18 protein-coding genes and 1 riboswitch are annotated in these 17,903 nt (G+C 65.7%); of the genes, 9 read left to right on the forward strand and 9 right to left on the reverse strand.

The window, feature by feature from the left end:
• Positions 1–102 precede the first annotated feature (102 nt).
• The 5 genes from LDL28_RS09015 to LDL28_RS09035 are packed head-to-tail and all read left to right on the forward strand — an operon-like array spanning position 103 to position 4,059.
• Positions 103–888: an ABC transporter permease gene (locus LDL28_RS09015; protein WP_233058244.1), complete on the forward strand. Its 786-nt coding sequence runs from the start codon at positions 103–105 to the stop codon at positions 886–888.
• On the forward strand, positions 885–1,679 hold the full coding sequence (locus LDL28_RS09020) for an ABC transporter ATP-binding protein (RefSeq protein ID WP_233058245.1): 795 nt from the start codon (positions 885–887) through the stop codon (positions 1,677–1,679). The genes LDL28_RS09015 and LDL28_RS09020 overlap by 4 nt, the downstream gene beginning before the upstream one ends.
• 56 nt (positions 1,680–1,735) lie before the next feature.
• Positions 1,736–3,142: a DNA repair protein RadA gene (radA, locus tag LDL28_RS09025; RefSeq protein WP_233058246.1), complete on the forward strand. Its 1,407-nt coding sequence runs from the start codon at positions 1,736–1,738 to the stop codon at positions 3,140–3,142.
• Positions 3,139–3,765, forward strand: coding sequence for a YigZ family protein (locus LDL28_RS09030; protein ID WP_233058247.1), 627 nt, complete (start codon positions 3,139–3,141; stop codon positions 3,763–3,765). Before radA ends, LDL28_RS09030 begins: the two co-directional genes overlap by 4 nt.
• A gap of 57 nt (positions 3,766–3,822) precedes the next feature.
• Entirely contained in the window at positions 3,823–4,059 is a 237-nt protein-coding gene (locus LDL28_RS09035; protein WP_025814346.1) for a DUF3297 family protein, read from the forward strand.
• A gap of 97 nt (positions 4,060–4,156) precedes the next feature.
• On the opposite strand, the gene LDL28_RS09040 is transcribed toward LDL28_RS09035, so the two are convergent.
• The 7 genes from LDL28_RS09040 to LDL28_RS09070 form a co-directional block, all read right to left on the reverse strand.
• On the reverse strand, positions 4,157–6,751 hold the full coding sequence (locus tag LDL28_RS09040; RefSeq protein WP_233058248.1) for an MMPL family transporter: 2,595 nt from the start codon (positions 6,749–6,751) through the stop codon (positions 4,157–4,159).
• A gap of 142 nt (positions 6,752–6,893) precedes the next feature.
• Complete coding sequence (locus LDL28_RS09045; RefSeq protein WP_233058249.1) at positions 6,894–7,904, reverse strand: lysylphosphatidylglycerol synthase domain-containing protein; 1,011 nt, start codon at positions 7,902–7,904, stop codon at positions 6,894–6,896.
• 76 nt (positions 7,905–7,980) lie between these two features.
• On the reverse strand, positions 7,981–8,466 hold the full coding sequence (ribH, locus tag LDL28_RS09050) for a 6,7-dimethyl-8-ribityllumazine synthase (protein WP_233058250.1): 486 nt from the start codon (positions 8,464–8,466) through the stop codon (positions 7,981–7,983).
• Positions 8,467–8,497: 31 nt separating this feature from the next.
• Positions 8,498–9,748, reverse strand: coding sequence for a 3,4-dihydroxy-2-butanone-4-phosphate synthase (gene ribB, locus LDL28_RS09055; protein ID WP_233059247.1), 1,251 nt, complete (start codon positions 9,746–9,748; stop codon positions 8,498–8,500).
• The gene (locus LDL28_RS09060; protein ID WP_233059248.1) at positions 9,748–10,365 is read right to left on the reverse strand and encodes a riboflavin synthase; all 618 of its coding nucleotides are present in this window, start codon (positions 10,363–10,365) and stop codon (positions 9,748–9,750) included. Before LDL28_RS09060 ends, ribB begins: the two co-directional genes overlap by 1 nt.
• Entirely contained in the window at positions 10,365–11,381 is a 1,017-nt protein-coding gene (gene ribD / locus LDL28_RS09065; RefSeq protein WP_233059249.1) for a bifunctional diaminohydroxyphosphoribosylaminopyrimidine deaminase/5-amino-6-(5-phosphoribosylamino)uracil reductase RibD, read from the reverse strand. The genes LDL28_RS09060 and ribD overlap by 1 nt, the downstream gene beginning before the upstream one ends.
• Before the next feature lie 130 nt (positions 11,382–11,511).
• Positions 11,512–11,674, reverse strand: a riboswitch (FMN riboswitch).
• A gap of 86 nt (positions 11,675–11,760) precedes the next feature.
• The gene (locus tag LDL28_RS09070) at positions 11,761–12,669 is read right to left on the reverse strand and encodes an MIP/aquaporin family protein (RefSeq protein ID WP_233058251.1); all 909 of its coding nucleotides are present in this window, start codon (positions 12,667–12,669) and stop codon (positions 11,761–11,763) included.
• Positions 12,670–13,024: 355 nt separating this feature from the next.
• On the opposite strand from LDL28_RS09070, the gene LDL28_RS09075 reads away from it, so the two are divergent.
• The gene (locus tag LDL28_RS09075; RefSeq protein WP_370636379.1) at positions 13,025–14,797 is read left to right on the forward strand and encodes a hypothetical protein; all 1,773 of its coding nucleotides are present in this window, start codon (positions 13,025–13,027) and stop codon (positions 14,795–14,797) included.
• Here LDL28_RS09075 and LDL28_RS09080 read toward each other — a convergent pair.
• Complete coding sequence (locus LDL28_RS09080; RefSeq protein ID WP_233058253.1) at positions 14,769–15,323, reverse strand: hypothetical protein; 555 nt, start codon at positions 15,321–15,323, stop codon at positions 14,769–14,771. The two genes, LDL28_RS09075 and LDL28_RS09080, sit on opposite strands and share 29 nt — an antisense overlap.
• A gap of 263 nt (positions 15,324–15,586) precedes the next feature.
• Here LDL28_RS09080 and LDL28_RS09085 point away from each other — a divergent pair, with 263 nt between their 5' ends.
• Complete coding sequence (locus tag LDL28_RS09085; protein WP_025813609.1) at positions 15,587–15,814, forward strand: DUF3126 family protein; 228 nt, start codon at positions 15,587–15,589, stop codon at positions 15,812–15,814.
• 41 nt (positions 15,815–15,855) lie between these two features.
• On the opposite strand, the gene LDL28_RS09090 is transcribed toward LDL28_RS09085, so the two are convergent.
• Positions 15,856–16,491 (reverse strand): DUF2939 domain-containing protein, encoded by a 636-nt coding sequence (locus LDL28_RS09090; protein ID WP_233058254.1) that lies wholly within the window; start codon positions 16,489–16,491, stop codon positions 15,856–15,858.
• A 198-nt stretch (positions 16,492–16,689) separates the two neighbouring features.
• Here LDL28_RS09090 and LDL28_RS09095 point away from each other — a divergent pair, with 198 nt between their 5' ends.
• The gene (locus LDL28_RS09095; protein WP_233058255.1) at positions 16,690–17,514 is read left to right on the forward strand and encodes a molybdopterin-synthase adenylyltransferase MoeB; all 825 of its coding nucleotides are present in this window, start codon (positions 16,690–16,692) and stop codon (positions 17,512–17,514) included.
• Complete coding sequence (locus LDL28_RS09100; protein ID WP_233058256.1) at positions 17,511–17,903, forward strand: DsrE/DsrF/DrsH-like family protein; 393 nt, start codon at positions 17,511–17,513, stop codon at positions 17,901–17,903. Before LDL28_RS09095 ends, LDL28_RS09100 begins: the two co-directional genes overlap by 4 nt.

A 17,903-nucleotide genomic window follows, 5' to 3' on the forward strand; every position in this document is an offset into this window, starting at 1 on the left:
GCGCTTTCGCTTTGACGTGGGAGACGCCGCGCGCTACGGCAGGACTATGTTGGCCGAACCTGTCGCCCGGTGCGGTTATCACCCTCATGCGCGGGAGGCGTTGTGAACGGCGTTCTGGATTTTGTTGCCGGACTGGGCAGGACCGTTCTGGATATCGTCCGCACCGCCGGACGGGTTGCGCTGTTTGCCGCCGTCGCCCTGTCGCACATGGTCCGTCCGCCCTTTTACTGGCGCACGCTGTGGACCACGCTGGTGGAGATCGGGTTCTTCTCCCTGCCGGTCGTGGCCCTGACCGCCCTGTTTTCCGGTGGGGTGATCGCGCTGCAATCCTATACCGGATTCGCGCAGTACCATGCGCAGAACGCCATTGCCGGTATCGTCATCCTTGCGGTCACGCGCGAACTTGGCCCGGTTCTGGCCGGACTCATGGTCGCGGGCCGTGTCGGGGCCGCAATGTCGGCCGAGATCGGGACCATGCGCGTCACCGACCAGATCGACGCGCTGAGCACGCTGTCCACCAACCCCATCAAGTACCTGGTCACGCCCCGGCTCGTGGCGGGCACGCTGGCGCTGCCGTTCCTGGTGCTGGTGGCCGACATACTGGGGGTGCTGGGCGGGTTTACCGTGTGCGTGATGAAGCTGGATTTCTCGGCTTCCGCCTATATCGCGGCCACCATTGCATCGCTCAAGGTCATGGATGTGACCGTGGGGCTGGTGAAGGCCGCGATCTTCGGGTTCCTGATCGCGCTCATGGGCTGCTACCATGGCTATCACAGCCGTGGCGGGGCCGAAGGCGTGGGGGCCGCGACGACGGCGGCGGTGGTCGCCGCCTCCATCCTGCTGCTGACATTCGATTACCTCCTGACGGATGTGTTCTTTTCCCAATGACCGAAGCGACCCCCAAGATCCGCATTCGCGGCCTGAAAAAGGCATTTGGCCCCAAGGTTGTGCTTGATGGGGTGGACCTTGATGTCATGGGCGGCACGTCGTTCGTGGTCATCGGCGGGTCGGGCACGGGCAAGTCGGTGCTGCTGCGCTGCATACTGGGGCTGATCACGCCCGATGCCGGCTCCATCGAAATAGACGGCGTGGACGTGACCACGCTGTCACCCCGGCAGCGCGAGCCCTATATGGCGCGCATCGGCATGCTGTTCCAGAACGGCGCGCTGTTCGACAGCCTGAGCGTATGGGAAAACGTGACCTTCGGCCTGATGGCCGCCGCCCGGATCGGCCGTGGGCCGCGCATTACCCGCGCGCAGGCCCGCGTGCGCGCGGGCGGCCTGCTGGAACAGGTGGGCATGGACCCGGCGGTGGGCACGCTTTCGCCTTCCGAACTGTCGGGGGGCATGCAGAAGCGCGTGGGGCTGGCGCGCGCCATCGCGGCCCAGCCTGAAATCCTGTTCTTTGATGAACCGACCACGGGTCTCGACCCGATCATGGGGGCCGTGATCGACGGGCTGATCGCCGATTGCGTGCGCAGGCTGGGCTCCACCGCCATCGCCATCACGCATGACATGGCCTCCGCCCAGCGGATCGGTGACAGGGTCGGCATGCTGTATGAGGGCAGGCTGATCTGGCAGGGCACGCCGTCCACCCTGTTTGACAGCGGCAACCCGGTGGTGGACCAGTTCACCCATGGCCGCCGCGAAGGGCCGATCAAGATTGACGTGCCCACCTGATTCCGGCGGCCCGCCACCCCATATATATCCGGTCTGTTCTTGCGCAAGGAGCCATCATGGCGCGTCGGCCCGCTAACCGTTTTGTCTGCCAGTCCTGTGGGGCGGTCTTTTCCAAGTGGTCGGGCCGGTGCGATGCCTGTGGCGCGTGGAACAGCATTGTCGAGGAAACGGTCGAACCCACCGCGACCGGCGGCACCAACGCGCGCAGGCGCACCGGCGCGCGCATCAACCTTGTGGGGCTTGCGGGCGACACCCCACCGCCACCGCGCATAGAAACCCGCATAAGCGAACTGGACCGCGTGCTGGGGGGCGGGCTGGTGCCGGCCTCGGTCGTGCTGGTGGGCGGGGATCCGGGCATTGGCAAATCCACCCTGCTGTTGCAGGGCGCATGCGCGCTGGCGCGGCTGGGGCGCAAGGTCATGTACATCTCGGGCGAGGAAGCGGTGGACCAGATCCGCCTGCGCGCGCGCAGGCTGGGGCTGGACGCGCCTACGCTGGAACTCGCCGCCGCCATCAACGTGGCCGACATCGTCGCGACGCTGGAGGCGGAAAGCGATCTGGCGCTGGTCGTGATCGACTCCATCCAGACCATGTGGATGGAAACGGTGGAAAGCGCACCCGGCACCGTAAGCCAGGTCCGCGCCTGCGCATTCGAACTGATCCGCCTGGCCAAGCAGCGCGGTTTCAGCCTGATCCTTGTCGGCCATGTCACCAAGGAAGGGGCGCTGGCCGGTCCGCGCGTGCTGGAACACATGGTCGATGCGGTGCTGTATTTCGAGGGCGATCGCGGCCACCAGTTCCGTATCCTGCGCGCGGCCAAGAACCGCTTTGGTGCCACGGACGAAATCGGCGTTTTCGCCATGACCGATCAGGGGCTGGAGGAAGTGCCCAATCCTTCCGCCCTGTTCCTGGCCGAGCGGCGGGGCCATATCGCGGGCTCCGCCGTGTTCGCGGGCATGGAAGGCACCCGGCCCGTCCTGCTGGAGGTGCAGACCCTGCTTTCGCCCAAGGCGGGCGATGGCGGTGCGCGCCGTGCGGTCGTGGGGTGGGATACGGGGCGGCTGAACATGCTGCTGGCCGTGCTGGAAGCGCGCTGCGGCATCAAGCTCAACACCATGGATGTCCACCTCAACATCGCAGGCGGCCTGCGGGTGGGGGAACCCGCGGCCGACATGGCGGTGGCAGCCGCCCTCGTATCCGCCGCCACCGGACAGCCGACCAGTGCGGGTTCGGTCTATTTTGGCGAAGTCGGCCTGTCGGGCGAAATCCGCCAGGTCTCGCAACCCGATACACGGCTGAAGGAAGCGCACAAGCTGGGATTCGAGCACGCTTTCCTGCCGCGCCGCATTGCGCGCGGCAACCGCAGGCCGTCCGCCCCGGATGGACTTGGCATTCAGGAAATCGGCCATCTGGGCGATCTGGTCGGCCTGTTCACGCAGGCGGGGGAGGAGGCCAGCGCGTGAGTGCGCCCCAACGCTTCATGCTGCGTGAACCCGCGATACTGGAGCGGGAAATAAAGAAAAGCATTTTCCTTGCGCAGGCGGCCCCCGTTTCCACCCCCGCGGAAGCGATGGAATTCATCGCCACGGTCAGCGACGCGGACGCCACCCATAACTGCTGGGCCTACCTGATTGGCCAGACCTACCGCAGCGATGACGCGGGCGAGCCGGGCGGCACGGCGGGCCGTCCCATCCTGCAGGTAATCGAGGGGCAGGGATTCGACCGCACCGTGGTCGTCGTCACCCGCTGGTTCGGGGGCACCAAGCTGGGTGCGGGCGGGCTGGTGCGGGCCTATGGCGGGACAGCGGCGGAATGCCTGCGCCAGGCCCCCCGGCTCCCGATCGTGGAGAGGGTGGACCTGACCTTCACCTGCGGCTTTTCCGAACATGCGCTGCTGCGCGCCCGGCTGGAAGGCATGGAGTGCCGGATCGTGGCGGAAGATTTCGGCGCGGATGGCGTGGGCCTGCATATCAGCGCCCCCGCCACGCGCGAGCCGGAGGTGCGCACGCGCATTACCGACATAACCCGGGGGCAGGCCATGATCCGCGTGGTCGAGGAAGATGCGCCGCAGGGTGTTGGAGAGTAACGGCATTCCCGCTATGTCAGACAGCGTTTCACGTTCAGCATACGGAAAAGACCAGATATGACCGATACCCCGCCGGACCGTCTGTCCGTCAATCCCGCCAGTCCCTTTTATGACGAAGCCCTGCTCGATCGCGGCATTGGCGTGCGCTTCAAGGGCATCGAGAAAACCAATGTCGAGGAATACTGCATAAGCGAAGGCTGGGTGCGGCTGGCGGTCGGACGCGGCACCGACCGCTTCGGCAACCCCATGGCCATGAAGGTGACCGGCCCGGTCGAGGTCTGGTTCAAGTCCTGACCCCCGCGCATCGGTAACGAAAAAGGCCGCGTCCGAAAGGACAGCGGCCTTTTTTTGAAGGTGGACGTTTTTTCGGAAACTTCCGTTTCCAGTAGCCTCACGCCTCGTCAATCGGGCGTTTGGGCAGCAGCGCGGGCACGAACACCAGCGTCGCCACCAGCGTGCAGCCCAGTGAGAGCAGTAGCAGCCGCCCCATGCTGGCCGTGCCCGGATGGTGCGATGCCGCCAGCGAGCCGAACGCCGTGCCCGTCGTCAGCGCCGAGAACAGCACCGCGCGCGCCGTGGGGCTGGACAGCGGCAGCTTGATGCCCGCGCGCCAGTTCATGACGAAATAGATATTGAACGACACCCCGACCCCCAGCAGCAGGGGCAGGGCGATGATGTTGGCGAAGTTGAGCTGCTCGGGCACGACGATGACCAGAATCACCGTCATCAGCGCCGAAAGCAGCAGCGGCGCCAGCACCAGCGCCGTATCCAGCACCCGGCGCAGGGCAACCGACAGGATGATCGCGATCATGACGATGGCCGCCGCCGCCGCCGTGACGAAGGCATGCACCATGGTGGCGGCGCTCTGCACGATGTCGATGGCGGAACCGGCCGCCATGGGGGCGATCGCGCGGATCTCGTTGACATAGGTATGCAGCGCCCTGTTGCCCTTCATCTCATGGCTGGGATGGACCTCGACCAGGGCGCGCCCGTCCGGCAGCAGGTAGTCATGGGCAAGTTGCGCCGGCACGTCGGCCACCGTAACCGGCCTGACACGCAGCATGTCGCGCAGCATGTCAAGCTGCATGGGCAGGAAGCGCACCAGTGCCTCGTTGGTGGCCAGCACACGCTGGTCATCCGCCTTCGACAGATGCGCCAGCGCCGACTGGATGCGGCGCAGCGGGTCATTGGCGGGCAGCTTGTCCAGAACGCCCCCAAGTGCCGCCGCCGTCCGCGCGGCGGCGGCGCGCAGGGCGGCGGCATCCGGCGCGGGCTTGGGGTTGGCGACCAGCAGGGTCGGCAGCAGGATGTTGGCCGCATCGGCGATCAGCGGCAGCTTGTCCTTCTGGTCCGATGGCACGAGCGAGCCGAGCCACAGCGCGTCATGCACCATCGGCAGGCCGGACAGCCTGTCGGACATGGCCCCGGCCTGTTTCAGGTCCGGCAGCAGCACATCCACGGTATAGGGCGAATACTGCGGCTCGGACATGAGCATGCCCAGCGTGACCATCCCTTCGGATTTGGGGTTCTTGGTATGCAGGGGGTCGGCATCGAATGTCAGGCGCGGCGTCAGCGCCAGGCCCGCCAGCGCGATGACCATGAACACGCCAAGGATCGGCCTGCGGTGGCGACGGATGGCATGGTCGATGGGACGGGCGAAGACAAAGCCCATCCGGCCATGTCCCGCCGTGGGGCGGAACAGCCGCAGCAGCGCGGGCAGCAGCGTAAGCGTGCAGACAAAGGCGAACAGCATGCCAAAGCCCGCGATCAGCCCAAGCTGCGCCACCCCGACGAAGGCGGTGGGGGTAAAGGCCAGAAAGCCCGCCGATGTGGCCGTGGCGGCGACGAGGATCTGGTGCCCGGTTTCATTGCCGGTGCGCTCAAGGGCTTCGAGCAGGACGGGGGCGGATCCATCGGGCAGGGTCTGTGCCCGGAAGCGGACCGAGAACTGGATGGCGAAGTCCACCGCGATCCCCACGAACAGGATGGCGAAGGCGACCGAGATCAGGTTCAGCTTGCCCACCGCAAGCGCGGCGAAGCCCGTGGTCAGCAGCAGCCCCGACACCAGCGTGATGATGATGGGCACGATGATGCGCCATGTATGCACCGCCAGCACCAGCCACAGCGTGACCAGGACCAGAGAGCCGAGCAGACCGGCCACCATGCCTTCGGCCACGGTCGCGAATTCCTCATCCGCGATCTGGACATCGCCGGTGATATGGACATGCGCCCGCCCGCTTTTGACAAAGGGCAGGTCGCGCGCCGCGGCCCGGATCGCGTCCGACGCCGCGCCGCCGGGCTGGAAGGAATCATAATCCAGCCGGGGCTGGGTCACGACAAACTGGTACTTGCCCCCCAGGTCGGCCAGGTCGCCCGCCAGCATCCGCTCCCATGAAAGGGGTTCGGGCGTGCCGTCCACCGAATGCTGCAACGTGGTGGCGAAACCATCCAGCGCGGCGCGGAAATTGCCCAGATCCGCCTGCCCCTGGCTCAGGCCCAGCGCGATCAGGTCCAGCGCGCTGAACAGCCCGCGCCCCGACGGATCCGCCGCCAGTTCGCTCAGGAAGGGCTGGGCGATGATGACGGTATTGAGCACCCGCTCCAGCGCCTTGGGGTCAAGGAACATGAGCCCGTTGCGCACCAGGTAGGGATCGGTCTGGGGCGTGGTGACGTAATTGAAATTGGCGTGGTCGTCGCGCAGTCTGGCCGCCAGCCCCAGGGCGGTCTGCTGCGCTTCCTCGGGCAGGGCCGCGTCGATGACGGCGACAAGCAGGTCCTGCTTCTGCGGGAACAGCCGCCCCATCTCGTCGGAGCGCTTCTTCCAGTCCAGCGAGGACGAGAACATCGTGTCCGTATCGGTGGTCACGCCCAGCAGGCTGTAGCTGGCATAGGTCGCGCCCACTATCAGCACGGCAAAGGCCAGCACGACCGCAATGGCGCGACGGGAACAGAAAGCGACGAGACGCCCAAGCGGTACCGATAGCATGACGAGTATTCAGCCCTTCAGAAACCTACGTCGTGCCGCACGGGACGCGGCAGTCGGTGGAGAGGCCCGGTTTGGCCCATGATGTGGCATGGATGCAAGGTGGTTCTTTATATCGGGATGGGGAGCCGACGGCGCAACTTTGTCATGGCTGGCCGGGCAGGTGTATTTCCTTGGCGGGGGACGGGTCGGGACGGATCCAGCGTATTTCCATCGCCTGCCATGCCAGAAGCGAGGGCAGGCCCCATGCGATCTCACGCAGGCGCTTGATCAGGGACAGCGCGATCCCCACCTGCGGCGACAGGCCGAACAGCCCCCCGATGATGATATAACCGCCTTCCGACACCCCCAGCGCCCCCGGTACGGCAAACCCGGCGGACTTCGCGGCCTGCCCCACGCTCTCGATCACAAAACTGTCAGCCAGTGAAAGCGGGTGCCCCATCGCATCGAGAATGAGAAAAACCTCGAACGTGCCCAGCGACCAGCCCAGCAGTTGCAACGCCCCCGCGCGCACCGAGTTTTCGTGCGTGCGGTAGAGGGCCAGGATTTCATGGTGCAGGCCCCGGATGTCCTCCACCCCGTCCCACCCCAGATGGGCGGCGATGCGCACCAGCAGCCTTTCCACGACCGAGACGGCGCCAAGATACTGGCTGCCCAGGAAAACCGCCCCCAGCAGGAACGCCGCCAGCGCGCTTTCCATCAGCTCATCCGTCACATGCGAACGATGAACGAGACAGAACAGCACCCCCAGCCCGACCAGCGTGAACGTAACCTGACTGAGCAGTTCGATCGTCAGGTCGCATATGGTGGATGCCGCCGCCCGCCGTATGCCCAGCCCGTCGCGCCGGGCCAGCAGGCGGGTCGTTATGACTTCCCCCCCCACCTGCGCCACCGGCAGGAGGTTGTTGATCCCTTCACGCGCGCAGCGCAGGGCGAAGAAATCCATGAAACCCAGCGGACGCCGCCCGGTCTGGGCCAGGATGCGCCACGCCTGCGCCGAGGCGCAGACCTGGCTTGCATGGAAAACGATGACGGCGGGAATGCTCCACCCGCCAGCCGCGATCAGCCAGAGAATGTCGCGCAGGCCGAAACGCCCGAGCATCCATATGGTAAGACCGATCCCGAATGCCCCGGCGATGAGGGTGAACTGCCGCATCCGTCATCCCTGTCCATATAGCGAAAACAGGACCATAACAGGCTGATTTCAGCCATTTGTCTGGCCCCGCGCCATCCTAGCAGCCTCTGATTTTCTGAAGCAATGCGAGACTTTCAACACAGGCGGCCACGGCTTCACGCCCCTTGTTGTGCACATCATCGCGCGAACGGACCACGGCCTGCTCATCGGTGTAGGTTGTCAGCACGCCAAAGGCGATCGGCACTTCCGTGTTCAGCGATGCCTGTTGCAGGCCAATCGCCGTTCCAAGGCTTATGAATTCGAAATGCGCGGTGTCGCCCTTGATCACGCAGCCAAGGCAGACCACGCCGTCATACCGGCCGGTACGGGCCAGTGTCTGCGCCAGCAGGGGCAGTTCATACGCGCCCGGCGCATACATGACATCTTCCTCACGCATGGAAATCGCATGTTCCGCCAGCCATGCCAGCGCGCCGTCGCGCAGGCCGTGGGTCACGTTCTCATTGAAACGGCTGACCACGATGGCAAGACGCGGCGGGTGGGCGAACTCAAGGCGCGCGGGGGTGGAGGGGGTGTTGGTACTCATATCCGGCTTTATCCGTATCCAGTGGTCTGGTTCAGTGTATGTCCGCCGTTTCCGGCTCGCACAGGGCATGGCCCATCCGGGTCCGCTTGGCTTCCAGATAGGCGCGGTTGAAGGGATTGGCCGCAACCTGCAGGGCAATGCGCTCGCGCACGTCAAAGCCATGCTGTTGCAGGGCGCGCACCTTGTCGGGGTTGTTGGTCAGCAGGTCGAGCCGGTTCACGCCCAGCGCATGCAGGATGGCGGACGCCGCATGCCAGTCGCGCGCATCGGTCTCGAAGCCAAGGCGGTGGTTGGCGTCCACCGTGTCCAGCCCCTCGTCCTGCAGGGCATAGGCGCGGATCTTGTTGGCCAGCCCGATGCCGCGCCCTTCATGCCCGCGCACGTATACCAGCACCCCGGCCTTTGCCTGGCCGATCTGCTGGAGCGCGCCCTGCAACTGCGCGCCACAGTCACAGCGCAGCGAACCCAGCGCATCCCCGGTCACGCATTCGGAATGCAGGCGTACCAGCGGAACGGTGCCGGGAGCCGCCGGATCGCCCTTCACCATGGCCACGTGCTCGGTCCCGTCCGCCGCGCGGAAGGCATGGATCATCATGTCCGGCCCGCCAAAGCGGCCGGGCAGGCGGGCGCGGGCGACCTGCTCGATACCGGCGGGCGCGTCCGTCCCGCCGTCCAGCGGATGGGCCGCAAGCCAGCGCGCCAGCTCCGCGATGGAAAGGATCTGCAACCCGTGCCTTTCGGCAAAGGGGCGCAGGTCATCCATGCGGGACATGCTGCCATCGGCATTCATGATCTCACAGATCACGGCCGCGGGGATCAGCCCCGCCATGCGCGCCAGATCGACCGATGCCTCCGTATGGCCGGGACGCGCGACCGTACCGCCGGGCACCGCGCGCAGCGGGAAGATATGCCCCGGCGAGACAAGGTCGGCCGCCGTGGCGTCGGGTGCTGCCGCCACGAGCACCGTGCGCGCGCGATCGGCGGCGGAGATGCCAGTGGTGACGCCTTCACGCGCCTCGATCGAGACGGTGAACGCCGTGCCGCGCGGGCAGGTGTTCACCTGCGTCATCATGGGCAGGTCAAGCTGGGCGATCCGTTCGGGCGACATGGGCATGCACACCAGCCCACGGGCATGCGTGACCATGAAGTTCATGGCCTCGGGGGTCATGAACTCGGCGGCCATGACCAGATCACCTTCGTTCTCGCGGTCCTCATCATCCACAAGGATGATCATTCCGCCCCGGCGAATGGTGGCGACAGCCTGCGCCACCGCCGGGGGCATCAACGGTACTGACATACGCTCTCCACATATTTGGCGATGACATCGACCTCGACATTCACCGCGTCTCCCGGCTTCAGGGTGCCAAGGCTGGTATGGTCCCACGTGTGGGGAATGATCATGAGGGCAATGCGGAACATGTCCGCCGCACAGCCGTCACCGCCCGGCGCGCCGACCTCGTTCAGTGTCAGGCTGATGCCATCGAGCGTGATGGACCCCTTCTCCACCAGGTAGCGCCGCAGGCGCGCGGGCACCGCAAAGGTGATATGGCGTCCCTCGCCCGTCTTTTCCACGCCCAGCAGCCGCGCCGTGCCATCCACATGCCCCTGCACGATATGGCCCGACAGGCGCGTGGCCGGGGTGACCGCGCGCTCCAGATTGACGATATGACCGGCTTCGATCCGGCCCAGCGCGGTACAGGCCAGCGTTTCCGAACTGAGGAAGAACATGGCCGTGCCCGCCGCGTCAAACGAGGTGATGGTGAGGCACACGCCATTGACGGCGATGCTTTCACCCAGGCTGAGATCGGTAATGCCGGTTGCAACCGTTATTTCCAGATCCCGGTCCAGCCTGCGCGCCGCGCTTACGCGGCCCTGGTGCTCGATAATACCAGAAAACATCATGACTCCTTCATGGCGGGGGGTTCAGGGGCGAATTCGGGAAAAAGGCGCAGCGGGGTCACATCCCCGGTGCGCACGCGCACATCAAGGTGGTCCACCCCGTCGCCCGCGGTAATGGTCAGCCAGTCATGCCACAGGTTGCGCGCGCGGATTTCGGCCAGCAGCGCGGGGCCGGCCTCCACCATTGCCCAGGTCACGCCCGCCTGGCCCAGCATGTCGGGCAGGGCTTCGATGTCGGTGCACAGGCGGACATCGAAGCCCCGCCCGCGGGCGGCCAGCAGGTAGGCGTCATCCACCTCGCCGCTACGGGTGCAGATGGCAAGGATACGCGCGGCGCGACCGGGATGGTCCGGCACGCGGCGCACGGTCAGTGCGGGGCTGTCGGCACGGATGGTGCCGCCCGTGGTGATCACGGCGTCCGTCGCACGGCGCAGCCGGTGCGCGAGGTCGAGCGAGGCGTCGGAGGTAAAGGTCGTGCGGCCAGCGGGCGGCACCATGGAACCGGCGGCGTCCAGCGCCTGCTTTACGGTGATCCACGGCTGGCCCGTGTGCATGAAATGGGTAAAGGGAGCCAGCAGGCTGCGGCACATCGCCAGAACCGGGGCCTGCGCGCCCGTGGGCTGGAGCACATGCACGGCGCATCCGTGCTGGCGCAGGTAATCGGCCCCGCCCCCTTCGACATGGGGGTTGGGATCGCGCACCCCGATCCAGACCTCACGCACCGGCGTGGCCAGCAGCGCCTGCGAACACGGGCCGGTCCGCCCGGTATGGTTGCATGGTTCCAGCGTCACCACGGCGGCATGGGCGCGATCGAGCAGGCCGCGGTCGCGGCACTGGTTTATGGCCTGTATCTCGGCATGGGGGGTACCGGCGCGGTGGTGGCCGCCCACGGCAAGGATGGTGCCGCCACGGTCCAGCAGCGCACAGCCCACCGGGGGGTTGGGCGCGGTCGCGCCGACATGACGGGCCGCCTCGTCCACCGCCGCGTAAAAGGCGCGCCTGACCGCTTCGGGCATGTCGGGAACTGGGGGGGTATCGGCACCCTGTGGCAACGCGTCCAAAAACAGTACTCCATCCATCCGGACGGACTCAGGGCGCGTAAAACCATCTCACCGCCAGTTCCAGGGGAAATGGCGGGGGCACGGTTTTCGTTCTCTCTCATCCGGACTGTAACCGTCGGTTCCGGAATCACACCGGATCTGCTTGACCCCGTCCGCACGGAATGCGGTCGGGCGCTCGCGGACTTATGCGCCCCGCAAAGGGCACAATCACCGCCGGTGGGGAATTTCGCCCCGCCCTGAGAACGCCCGCGAAAGGGGCCCAAGGCCCGATTCGCGTTCTATATGCCATGATAGTGGGAACAATCCGGACCGATTGCAAGTATCTGCACATCAATCACCCTGCATCCCCCTTCACCTCCCGCACCGGCCTGCCCGCACGGCGGCCCGGATGCAGCAGGGAGGGAACGCGGCCATGATGGCCGAAATTGACCAGCCGCGCTTCCTCGACCTCGATACGGTCGAACCACTTCGACTGTAGCAGCCATGTGGCCAGCGCGGCTCCCATGAACGGCCCCAGCGCGTAGATCCAGAACGCATGCCACTGCCCGGCCATAAGGGCGGGACCAAAGCTGCGGGCCAGGTTGGAACTGTTGCCCGACAGCCAGGCCGAAACCGGGTTGCAGACAAGAAAGAACAGCCCGCCCGCCCATGGCGTCACCCATTTCAGGGTGGGATGCGCGGCCAGGCAGAACAGCATGAGCACCAGCAGGCCGGTCAGCACCACCTCCGTCACCAGCGGCCATATGACCGCCACCCCCGAAAAGGGAATGGTCGCGGCATAGGCGGAGGCCTGCACCATATGCCCCCACCCCGGCAGCATGTGCCCCACAACCGCCAGCACCAGCGTCGCCACGCACGCGCCCGCCATCTGCGCCACCATGTACCCGCACAGATCCACGCCCCCCAGCCGCCCCGCCAGGCTGAATGCCAGCGAGACGGAGGGGCTGACATGCGCCCCGCTGACCCGCCCGAACGGCGTGAACGCGGCCACCGTGCCCGACAGCCCGAAAAACAGCCCGCACAGCGCGGTCTGGGCGATGGGATGGTGGTCCAGCACCCGGCCAACAGGGGTATAGGGCGTGGTCAGCACGGTGACGGAAACGATGCCGCAGAGCATCAGCACCGCCGTCGCGATCAGTTCGCAGCCATACAGTTTCCAGTGCAGGGGATGGTCCGGATGCGCGGCGCCGGCAAGGGGACGGTCCTCGGCGGGATGGAAACCGGGCTGACGGGCTACGGTCATCTGTCTTACTCCGTCATCAGCATGTACAGCTCTTGAGTTAACGGAAGAAATGGTGTGAAATAAAGAAGATCATGCGAATATATGCCGTGCATGAGAATAGTTAATGCATAACAGTTCAACATTTTTTCTATATAGGATGCCGCCCGGTCCCGTATTGCGTATGCCGCCATGCAGGCAATAAGGGTTCTGGCTTTATCTACCGTCAGTCGATCGGAACCGATATTCTTCACGCGCCACGATGCAGGTGGGCTTTGTTAACCGTATGTTCAGGGGCAGACACGCCAGACTGATGAATTGCTGTTGGAAAGAAGACCCTCTTTCCTGCCCTTCCGGCAGGGGCGGCAGGTCGGTGCTGATGCTGGGCGGGCTTGTGGCCATGCTGGGCGGCATGGCCACGGTGGATCGCGCACGGGCGGATGACATGGCGGAAATACGGGCGCTGCGGGCGGAAATGCGGCGCATGGAAGCCAAGGTCGAAGTGCTTGAGGCCCGTCACGGCATGGCGCATGGCGGCCCGTCCGGTCCCGTCAGCCGCTCCCTGCGCTCCGGCGGGCATGTGCCGGGCGGCTGGTCCGCGCCCACGCAGTCCAGCCAGATTACCGCCATGCCCGACCTGTCACGCCTCGTCATCGGCGGGCCTACCCTGTCGGATGACGCGCAGGCCGCGGCGGCGGCCGAAAACACCATGACCGACACCATCATTCCCGCGCAGCCGAGGCTCGATCTCGATTCCTCCAGCCCGCTGGCCATTACCCAGACCGGTGTTGACAGCCTGCCCCCCATATTCCGCATTGGCGGGGTGTCGGTGCGGCTGGGGGGGTTCATCGACTTTTCCAACATCTACCGCAGCAAGAACCTGACCAGCGGCCCGGCCACGAGCTGGGGCAGCTTCCCCTACGCCAACAACCCCAATGCCCATACCGGGGAGTACCGCCCCTCCGCCCAGCTTACCCGCCTGAGCGTGCTGCTGCAGGGATCCCCCACCAAGGATGAAACCCTGTCCGGCTATATCGAAACCGATTTCGGCGGGGCGGCGGGCACGGCCAACAGTTACCAGACCAACAGCTACACGCCGCGCATCCGTCAGGCGTACATGACCTACAGCAACACGAAATGGGGCTTCCATGTGCTGGCCGGGCAGGCATGGAGCCTGACCACGGGTTACACGCAGGGCCTGCTGTCGCGCCATGAACAGTTGCCGCCAGTGGTCGATAACAACCAGATTCCGGGCATTGTGTTCACCCGCGTGCCGCAGATCCGCTTCATCAAGGATTTCGGGCGCAAATGGTGGCTGGGGCTTTCGCTTGAAGCGCCGCAGGTGGCCTATGCGACGTCAGGAAGCGTGGGCGACCACCCCATGCTGACTAATGGGGATACCCTCTCCTCAGGCACGGCGCTGCTTTACAGCAACGCCGGTTCCGGCATGCTCAACCCCAATGCCAAATACAGCATGGATGTCGCCCCGGACATCGTGCTGAAGGGCGCGCTGGACACCAAGCCCGCGCATTACGAAATCTATGGCCTCGCACGCTGGTTCAAGGCCATGGCGCAGGCCCCCAACGGCCCGATCAAGGAACGGATCGCCTTTGCCGGCGGCGTGGGCGGCGACGTGACGGTACATGTCATTCCCCGTTTCCTGCAGTTTACCGGCAATGTGCTGGCGGGCGAAGGGATCGGCCGCTATGGCCCCGGCATGCTGCCCGACGCCACGTTCAAGGCGGATGGCACGCCCGCCCCCATTCCCGAAATCATCGGCAGCATGGGGCTGATCGGCCATCCGACCCCCAACCTGCTGGTCTATCTGTATGGCGGGGTGGAAAGCTCCGGGCGGCGTACATATACCGGCAAGGACGGGTTCCAGTACGGCTACGGCGTGAACGACCTGGCCCTGCATAGCTGTGACGTGGAACTGATTACCGGCGGGAGCTGCGACGCCCAGACCCATACCCTGGCCGACCTGACGGTAGGCGGCTGGTGGCATGTGCTACAGGGCGGCTATGGCGCGGTCATGACCGGCGTACAGTACACCTACCTGCGGAAATTCGCCTATAAGGGCGGTGATGGCACGTCTCCCACCACGGGGGGCAACACCATTTACGTCACGTTCCGTTATCTGCCGTTTCGGTAGGCGCGCCCGCCGAAAGCGCGGCCAGGCAGTCGGTGGCCTGATGGGCAATGTGAATGTCATGCATGGCGCTGACGGCGCGCGTGCTGTCACGCCGCCAGCGGGTGGACATGCCATGGGGCGTGCAGACCGCACCCGCGCCCAGCAGCGCGCCATTGCCCGGGTCGATCACCGCCAGCACGGCGCGCGGGTTGCGGGGCAGGGCCAGACGCAGCGCCGTGCGCAGGCGGCTGGCCGTCGCGTCATCGGCATGGATGATCAGGTCGGGCACCAGTTCAATCCACCCATCCCACCCGGCCGCCACCGCGCGGCGCAGGCGGGGCCAGGCCTTCTGGTCATCCAGCGTGCGGACGGTGGCCTGCGCGCCCTCTTCATGAATCTGGCGGGCCAGCGCGCGGGCGCTCAGGGTGGAAACGGATTCGGTCACCGCCGCGTCCTTGGGCAGGCTCGCCGCCAGCGCCGTCAGCCCGGCGGCGGGACCAAGCAGGGCCACGAGCAGCATCAGCCGGGGAAACAACCGGATACGCATGGTTTATGTTCTCCCTTCTTACTGGTGTTGCGCTATGGTCCAGAAAAGGCGGCAATCGTGGCGCTGGCAGGGCAGTGATGGGGAAAATCATGGGCACGCCGGTTGCGGCCTGCCGCGCATATGCCTATAGCCTGCGGCGGTGCCCGTATTTACCGGGGCAGCCGCGCGATCCTGACCGGACCAGCCACGCGCGTTGACGGGGGGCCATATCCGGCCCCGATTCCATTTCCGGCGGGTCCTGCCTTTGTGGAGAACATACGTTCATGAGTGCCATGTCCTCTTCTGAAATTTCGCGCCTTCAGGTCTGCCTGCGTCGTCTGCTGGGTTCACCGGGGCTTACAGTCAACGCACCGCCGCGCGCCGGCCTGTCGGTCGAACTGGCCGTTAACGGCGAAGTGGTGGGAACGGTCCATCGTGACGAGGATGAAGGCGAAGTTTCCTACGCCGTACACATGACGGTGCTGGAAGAAGACCTGCCCGCCCCGAAATAACCCGTTACCGGGGCGGAAGTTCTTTCCGCTCCAGCCGCAGCCTAGGGCTGCGTAAGGGGCTGCGGAACCGGCCCCGCCGAGGCCTCGATCAGGGGTTCGGGAGGGGCCGCGGGCAGTTCCACGCGGTCGATCTTCCACTGGAAGGCATGAATCCGCATCTGCAGGCGCAGCGGCGTCTCGTTTTCATGCCCCGGCATGATGACGCTGGCCTCGAACACGCCCGGATGGGTGAAATGCATATGCACCCGCCCCAGCAGGCCCACCATGGCGGACCATGTATGGTAGGACGCACTGGCCGGACCCTGCGGCAGCAGGTGGTCCACCAGCGTACCCAGCCGGTCGGGGCGCACTTCCTCATCAATCGCGTTGGACACGGCGGAGGACGCGAAGGATTCCCCGAATCCGGGCAGTTCGTCATCCGCGTGCGGGGGACCGATCAGGCCATCCACCACCTGGTTTTTCAGGCTGCTGCGCACGGATTCCCACTTGAGACAGGTGTTCAGGCTGCCCATGTCGTGGGTGCGGACCGCCGATGTAATCGACCACAGCGTGAAAAAGGGCGACGCCGCATAAAGCGATGTCGCGGCCGCCAGCGTGCCCGCGCAGACCCAGCGCGCCTGCTGGCGGCGCAGGGCGGCGACACCGCCGGGAATTTCCATACGGGAAAGATAAGACATTGATTTATACTCCCCCCGAGATGGTTTCACGTGCCCTATGGACTATACTGGAAACATATCCGGCATGCATTGGTTTCATGATTATATGAAGAAATTATCACGTAATCGTGATCTCATGACCACTGCTTCCCGCTGCGTTCCGCCACGCGCACGGTGTATCCGCCATGAAGGCGCCATGCGACGCGCCAGGAGACAGGGATGAATTTTACCGAGGAAGAGATCCAGCGCTACGCGCGCCACATCCTCCTGCCCGAAGTGGGCGGAACGGGTCAGGATGCCCTGAAAAAAGCACGTATTCTGATAGTTGGCGCAGGGGGCCTGGGCTCCCCTGTCGCGCTGTATCTCGCCGCCGCCGGGGTGGGCCGGATCGGGCTGGTCGATGACGACGTGGTGGACCTGTCCAATCTCCAGCGCCAGATCGCGCATGTGACCGACCGGATCGGTCAGCCAAAGGTCGAATCGGCGGCGCAGGCGCTGCGCGCGATCAATCCGGGAACACGGGTTGATTGTCATAACGTCCGGCTGACGGCGGACAACGCGCGCGAACTGGTGCGCGGCTACGACCTGGTCTGCGATGGCAGCGACAATTTCGCGACCCGCTATCTGGTGGCCGATGCCTGCGCGCTGGAACGGCGCACCCTTGTCTCCGCCGCCGTGCTGCGCTTTGAGGGGCAGCTTTCCACCTTCCGCCCCGGTGGGCCATGCTATCGCTGCCTGTACCCCGAAGCGCCACCGGCGGGCACCGTGCCTTCCTGCGCGGAAGCGGGGGTGTTCGGCGCGGTGACCGGCGTGATGGGCACGTTGCAGGCGACCGAGGCGCTGAAGGAAATCCTGGGAATAGGCGAAAGCCTTGCCGGTCGCCTGCTGGTATGGGACGCGCTGGCCATGCGCTTTCACACCATCGCGCTGCCAGCCGACTCCGATTGCGCCCTGTGTGGCGCGCACCCGTCCATCCATGACCTGTCGGCCCACCGCCACGCACCTGCCGCCACCTGCGCGGTGGCGGCGGAACCCGCGTCATGACGCCCGAGGGCGAGACAGCGGCGCTGGCCATCCTGCTTCATGATGGAACCTATGCCCGGGCGCATTACGCCTTCATGCTGGCGGCGGGCGCGCTGGCCATCGACCGCCCGGTCATCGTGTTCGCCGCCGGGCGCGGGGTGCATGCGCTGGCGCGTGACTGGAGCGGCCTGCACGACGCCTGCGATGACCGGGCGGTCCAGGCCCGTGGCGTCGCGGGGATGGACAGCCTGCGCGAAGCCGCGATCGAACTTGGCGCGGACCTCATGGCCTGCGAGGCGGCGCTGAAACTTCGTGACCTCACGCCGCAACTTCTGCTTGATGGTGTCCGGATAGCCGGGATCCCCACCTTTCTCGAAGCCGCCCGGGGGCGGCAGATCATAACCCTGTAA

This window comes from Komagataeibacter sp. FNDCR2, assembly GCF_021295395.1.
Lineage (GTDB): Bacteria > Pseudomonadota > Alphaproteobacteria > Acetobacterales > Acetobacteraceae > Komagataeibacter.

Coding starts and splice junctions, on each gene's coding strand:
- LDL28_RS09020 (WP_233058245.1), top strand. CDS start 885: ATGACCGAAGCGACCCCCAAGATCCGCATTCGCGGCCTGAAAAAGGCA.
- radA (WP_233058246.1), top strand. CDS start 1,736: ATGGCGCGTCGGCCCGCTAACCGTTTTGTCTGCCAGTCCTGTGGGGCG.
- LDL28_RS09035 (WP_025814346.1), top strand. CDS start 3,823: ATGACCGATACCCCGCCGGACCGTCTGTCCGTCAATCCCGCCAGTCCC.
- LDL28_RS09040 (WP_233058248.1), bottom strand. CDS start 6,751: ATGCTATCGGTACCGCTTGGGCGTCTCGTCGCTTTCTGTTCCCGTCGC.
- LDL28_RS09045 (WP_233058249.1), bottom strand. CDS start 7,904: ATGCGGCAGTTCACCCTCATCGCCGGGGCATTCGGGATCGGTCTTACC.
- ribH (WP_233058250.1), bottom strand. CDS start 8,466: ATGAGTACCAACACCCCCTCCACCCCCGCGCGCCTTGAGTTCGCCCAC.
- ribB (WP_233059247.1), bottom strand. CDS start 9,748: ATGCCCCCGGCGGTGGCGCAGGCTGTCGCCACCATTCGCCGGGGCGGA.
- LDL28_RS09060 (WP_233059248.1), bottom strand. CDS start 10,365: ATGTTTTCTGGTATTATCGAGCACCAGGGCCGCGTAAGCGCGGCGCGC.
- ribD (WP_233059249.1), bottom strand. CDS start 11,381: ATGCCCGAAGCGGTCAGGCGCGCCTTTTACGCGGCGGTGGACGAGGCG.
- LDL28_RS09070 (WP_233058251.1), bottom strand. CDS start 12,669: ATGACCGTAGCCCGTCAGCCCGGTTTCCATCCCGCCGAGGACCGTCCC.
- LDL28_RS09075 (WP_370636379.1), top strand. CDS start 13,025: ATGCTGGGCGGGCTTGTGGCCATGCTGGGCGGCATGGCCACGGTGGAT.
- LDL28_RS09080 (WP_233058253.1), bottom strand. CDS start 15,323: ATGCGTATCCGGTTGTTTCCCCGGCTGATGCTGCTCGTGGCCCTGCTT.
- LDL28_RS09085 (WP_025813609.1), top strand. CDS start 15,587: ATGAGTGCCATGTCCTCTTCTGAAATTTCGCGCCTTCAGGTCTGCCTG.
- LDL28_RS09090 (WP_233058254.1), bottom strand. CDS start 16,491: ATGTCTTATCTTTCCCGTATGGAAATTCCCGGCGGTGTCGCCGCCCTG.
- LDL28_RS09095 (WP_233058255.1), top strand. CDS start 16,690: ATGAATTTTACCGAGGAAGAGATCCAGCGCTACGCGCGCCACATCCTC.
- LDL28_RS09100 (WP_233058256.1), top strand. CDS start 17,511: ATGACGCCCGAGGGCGAGACAGCGGCGCTGGCCATCCTGCTTCATGAT.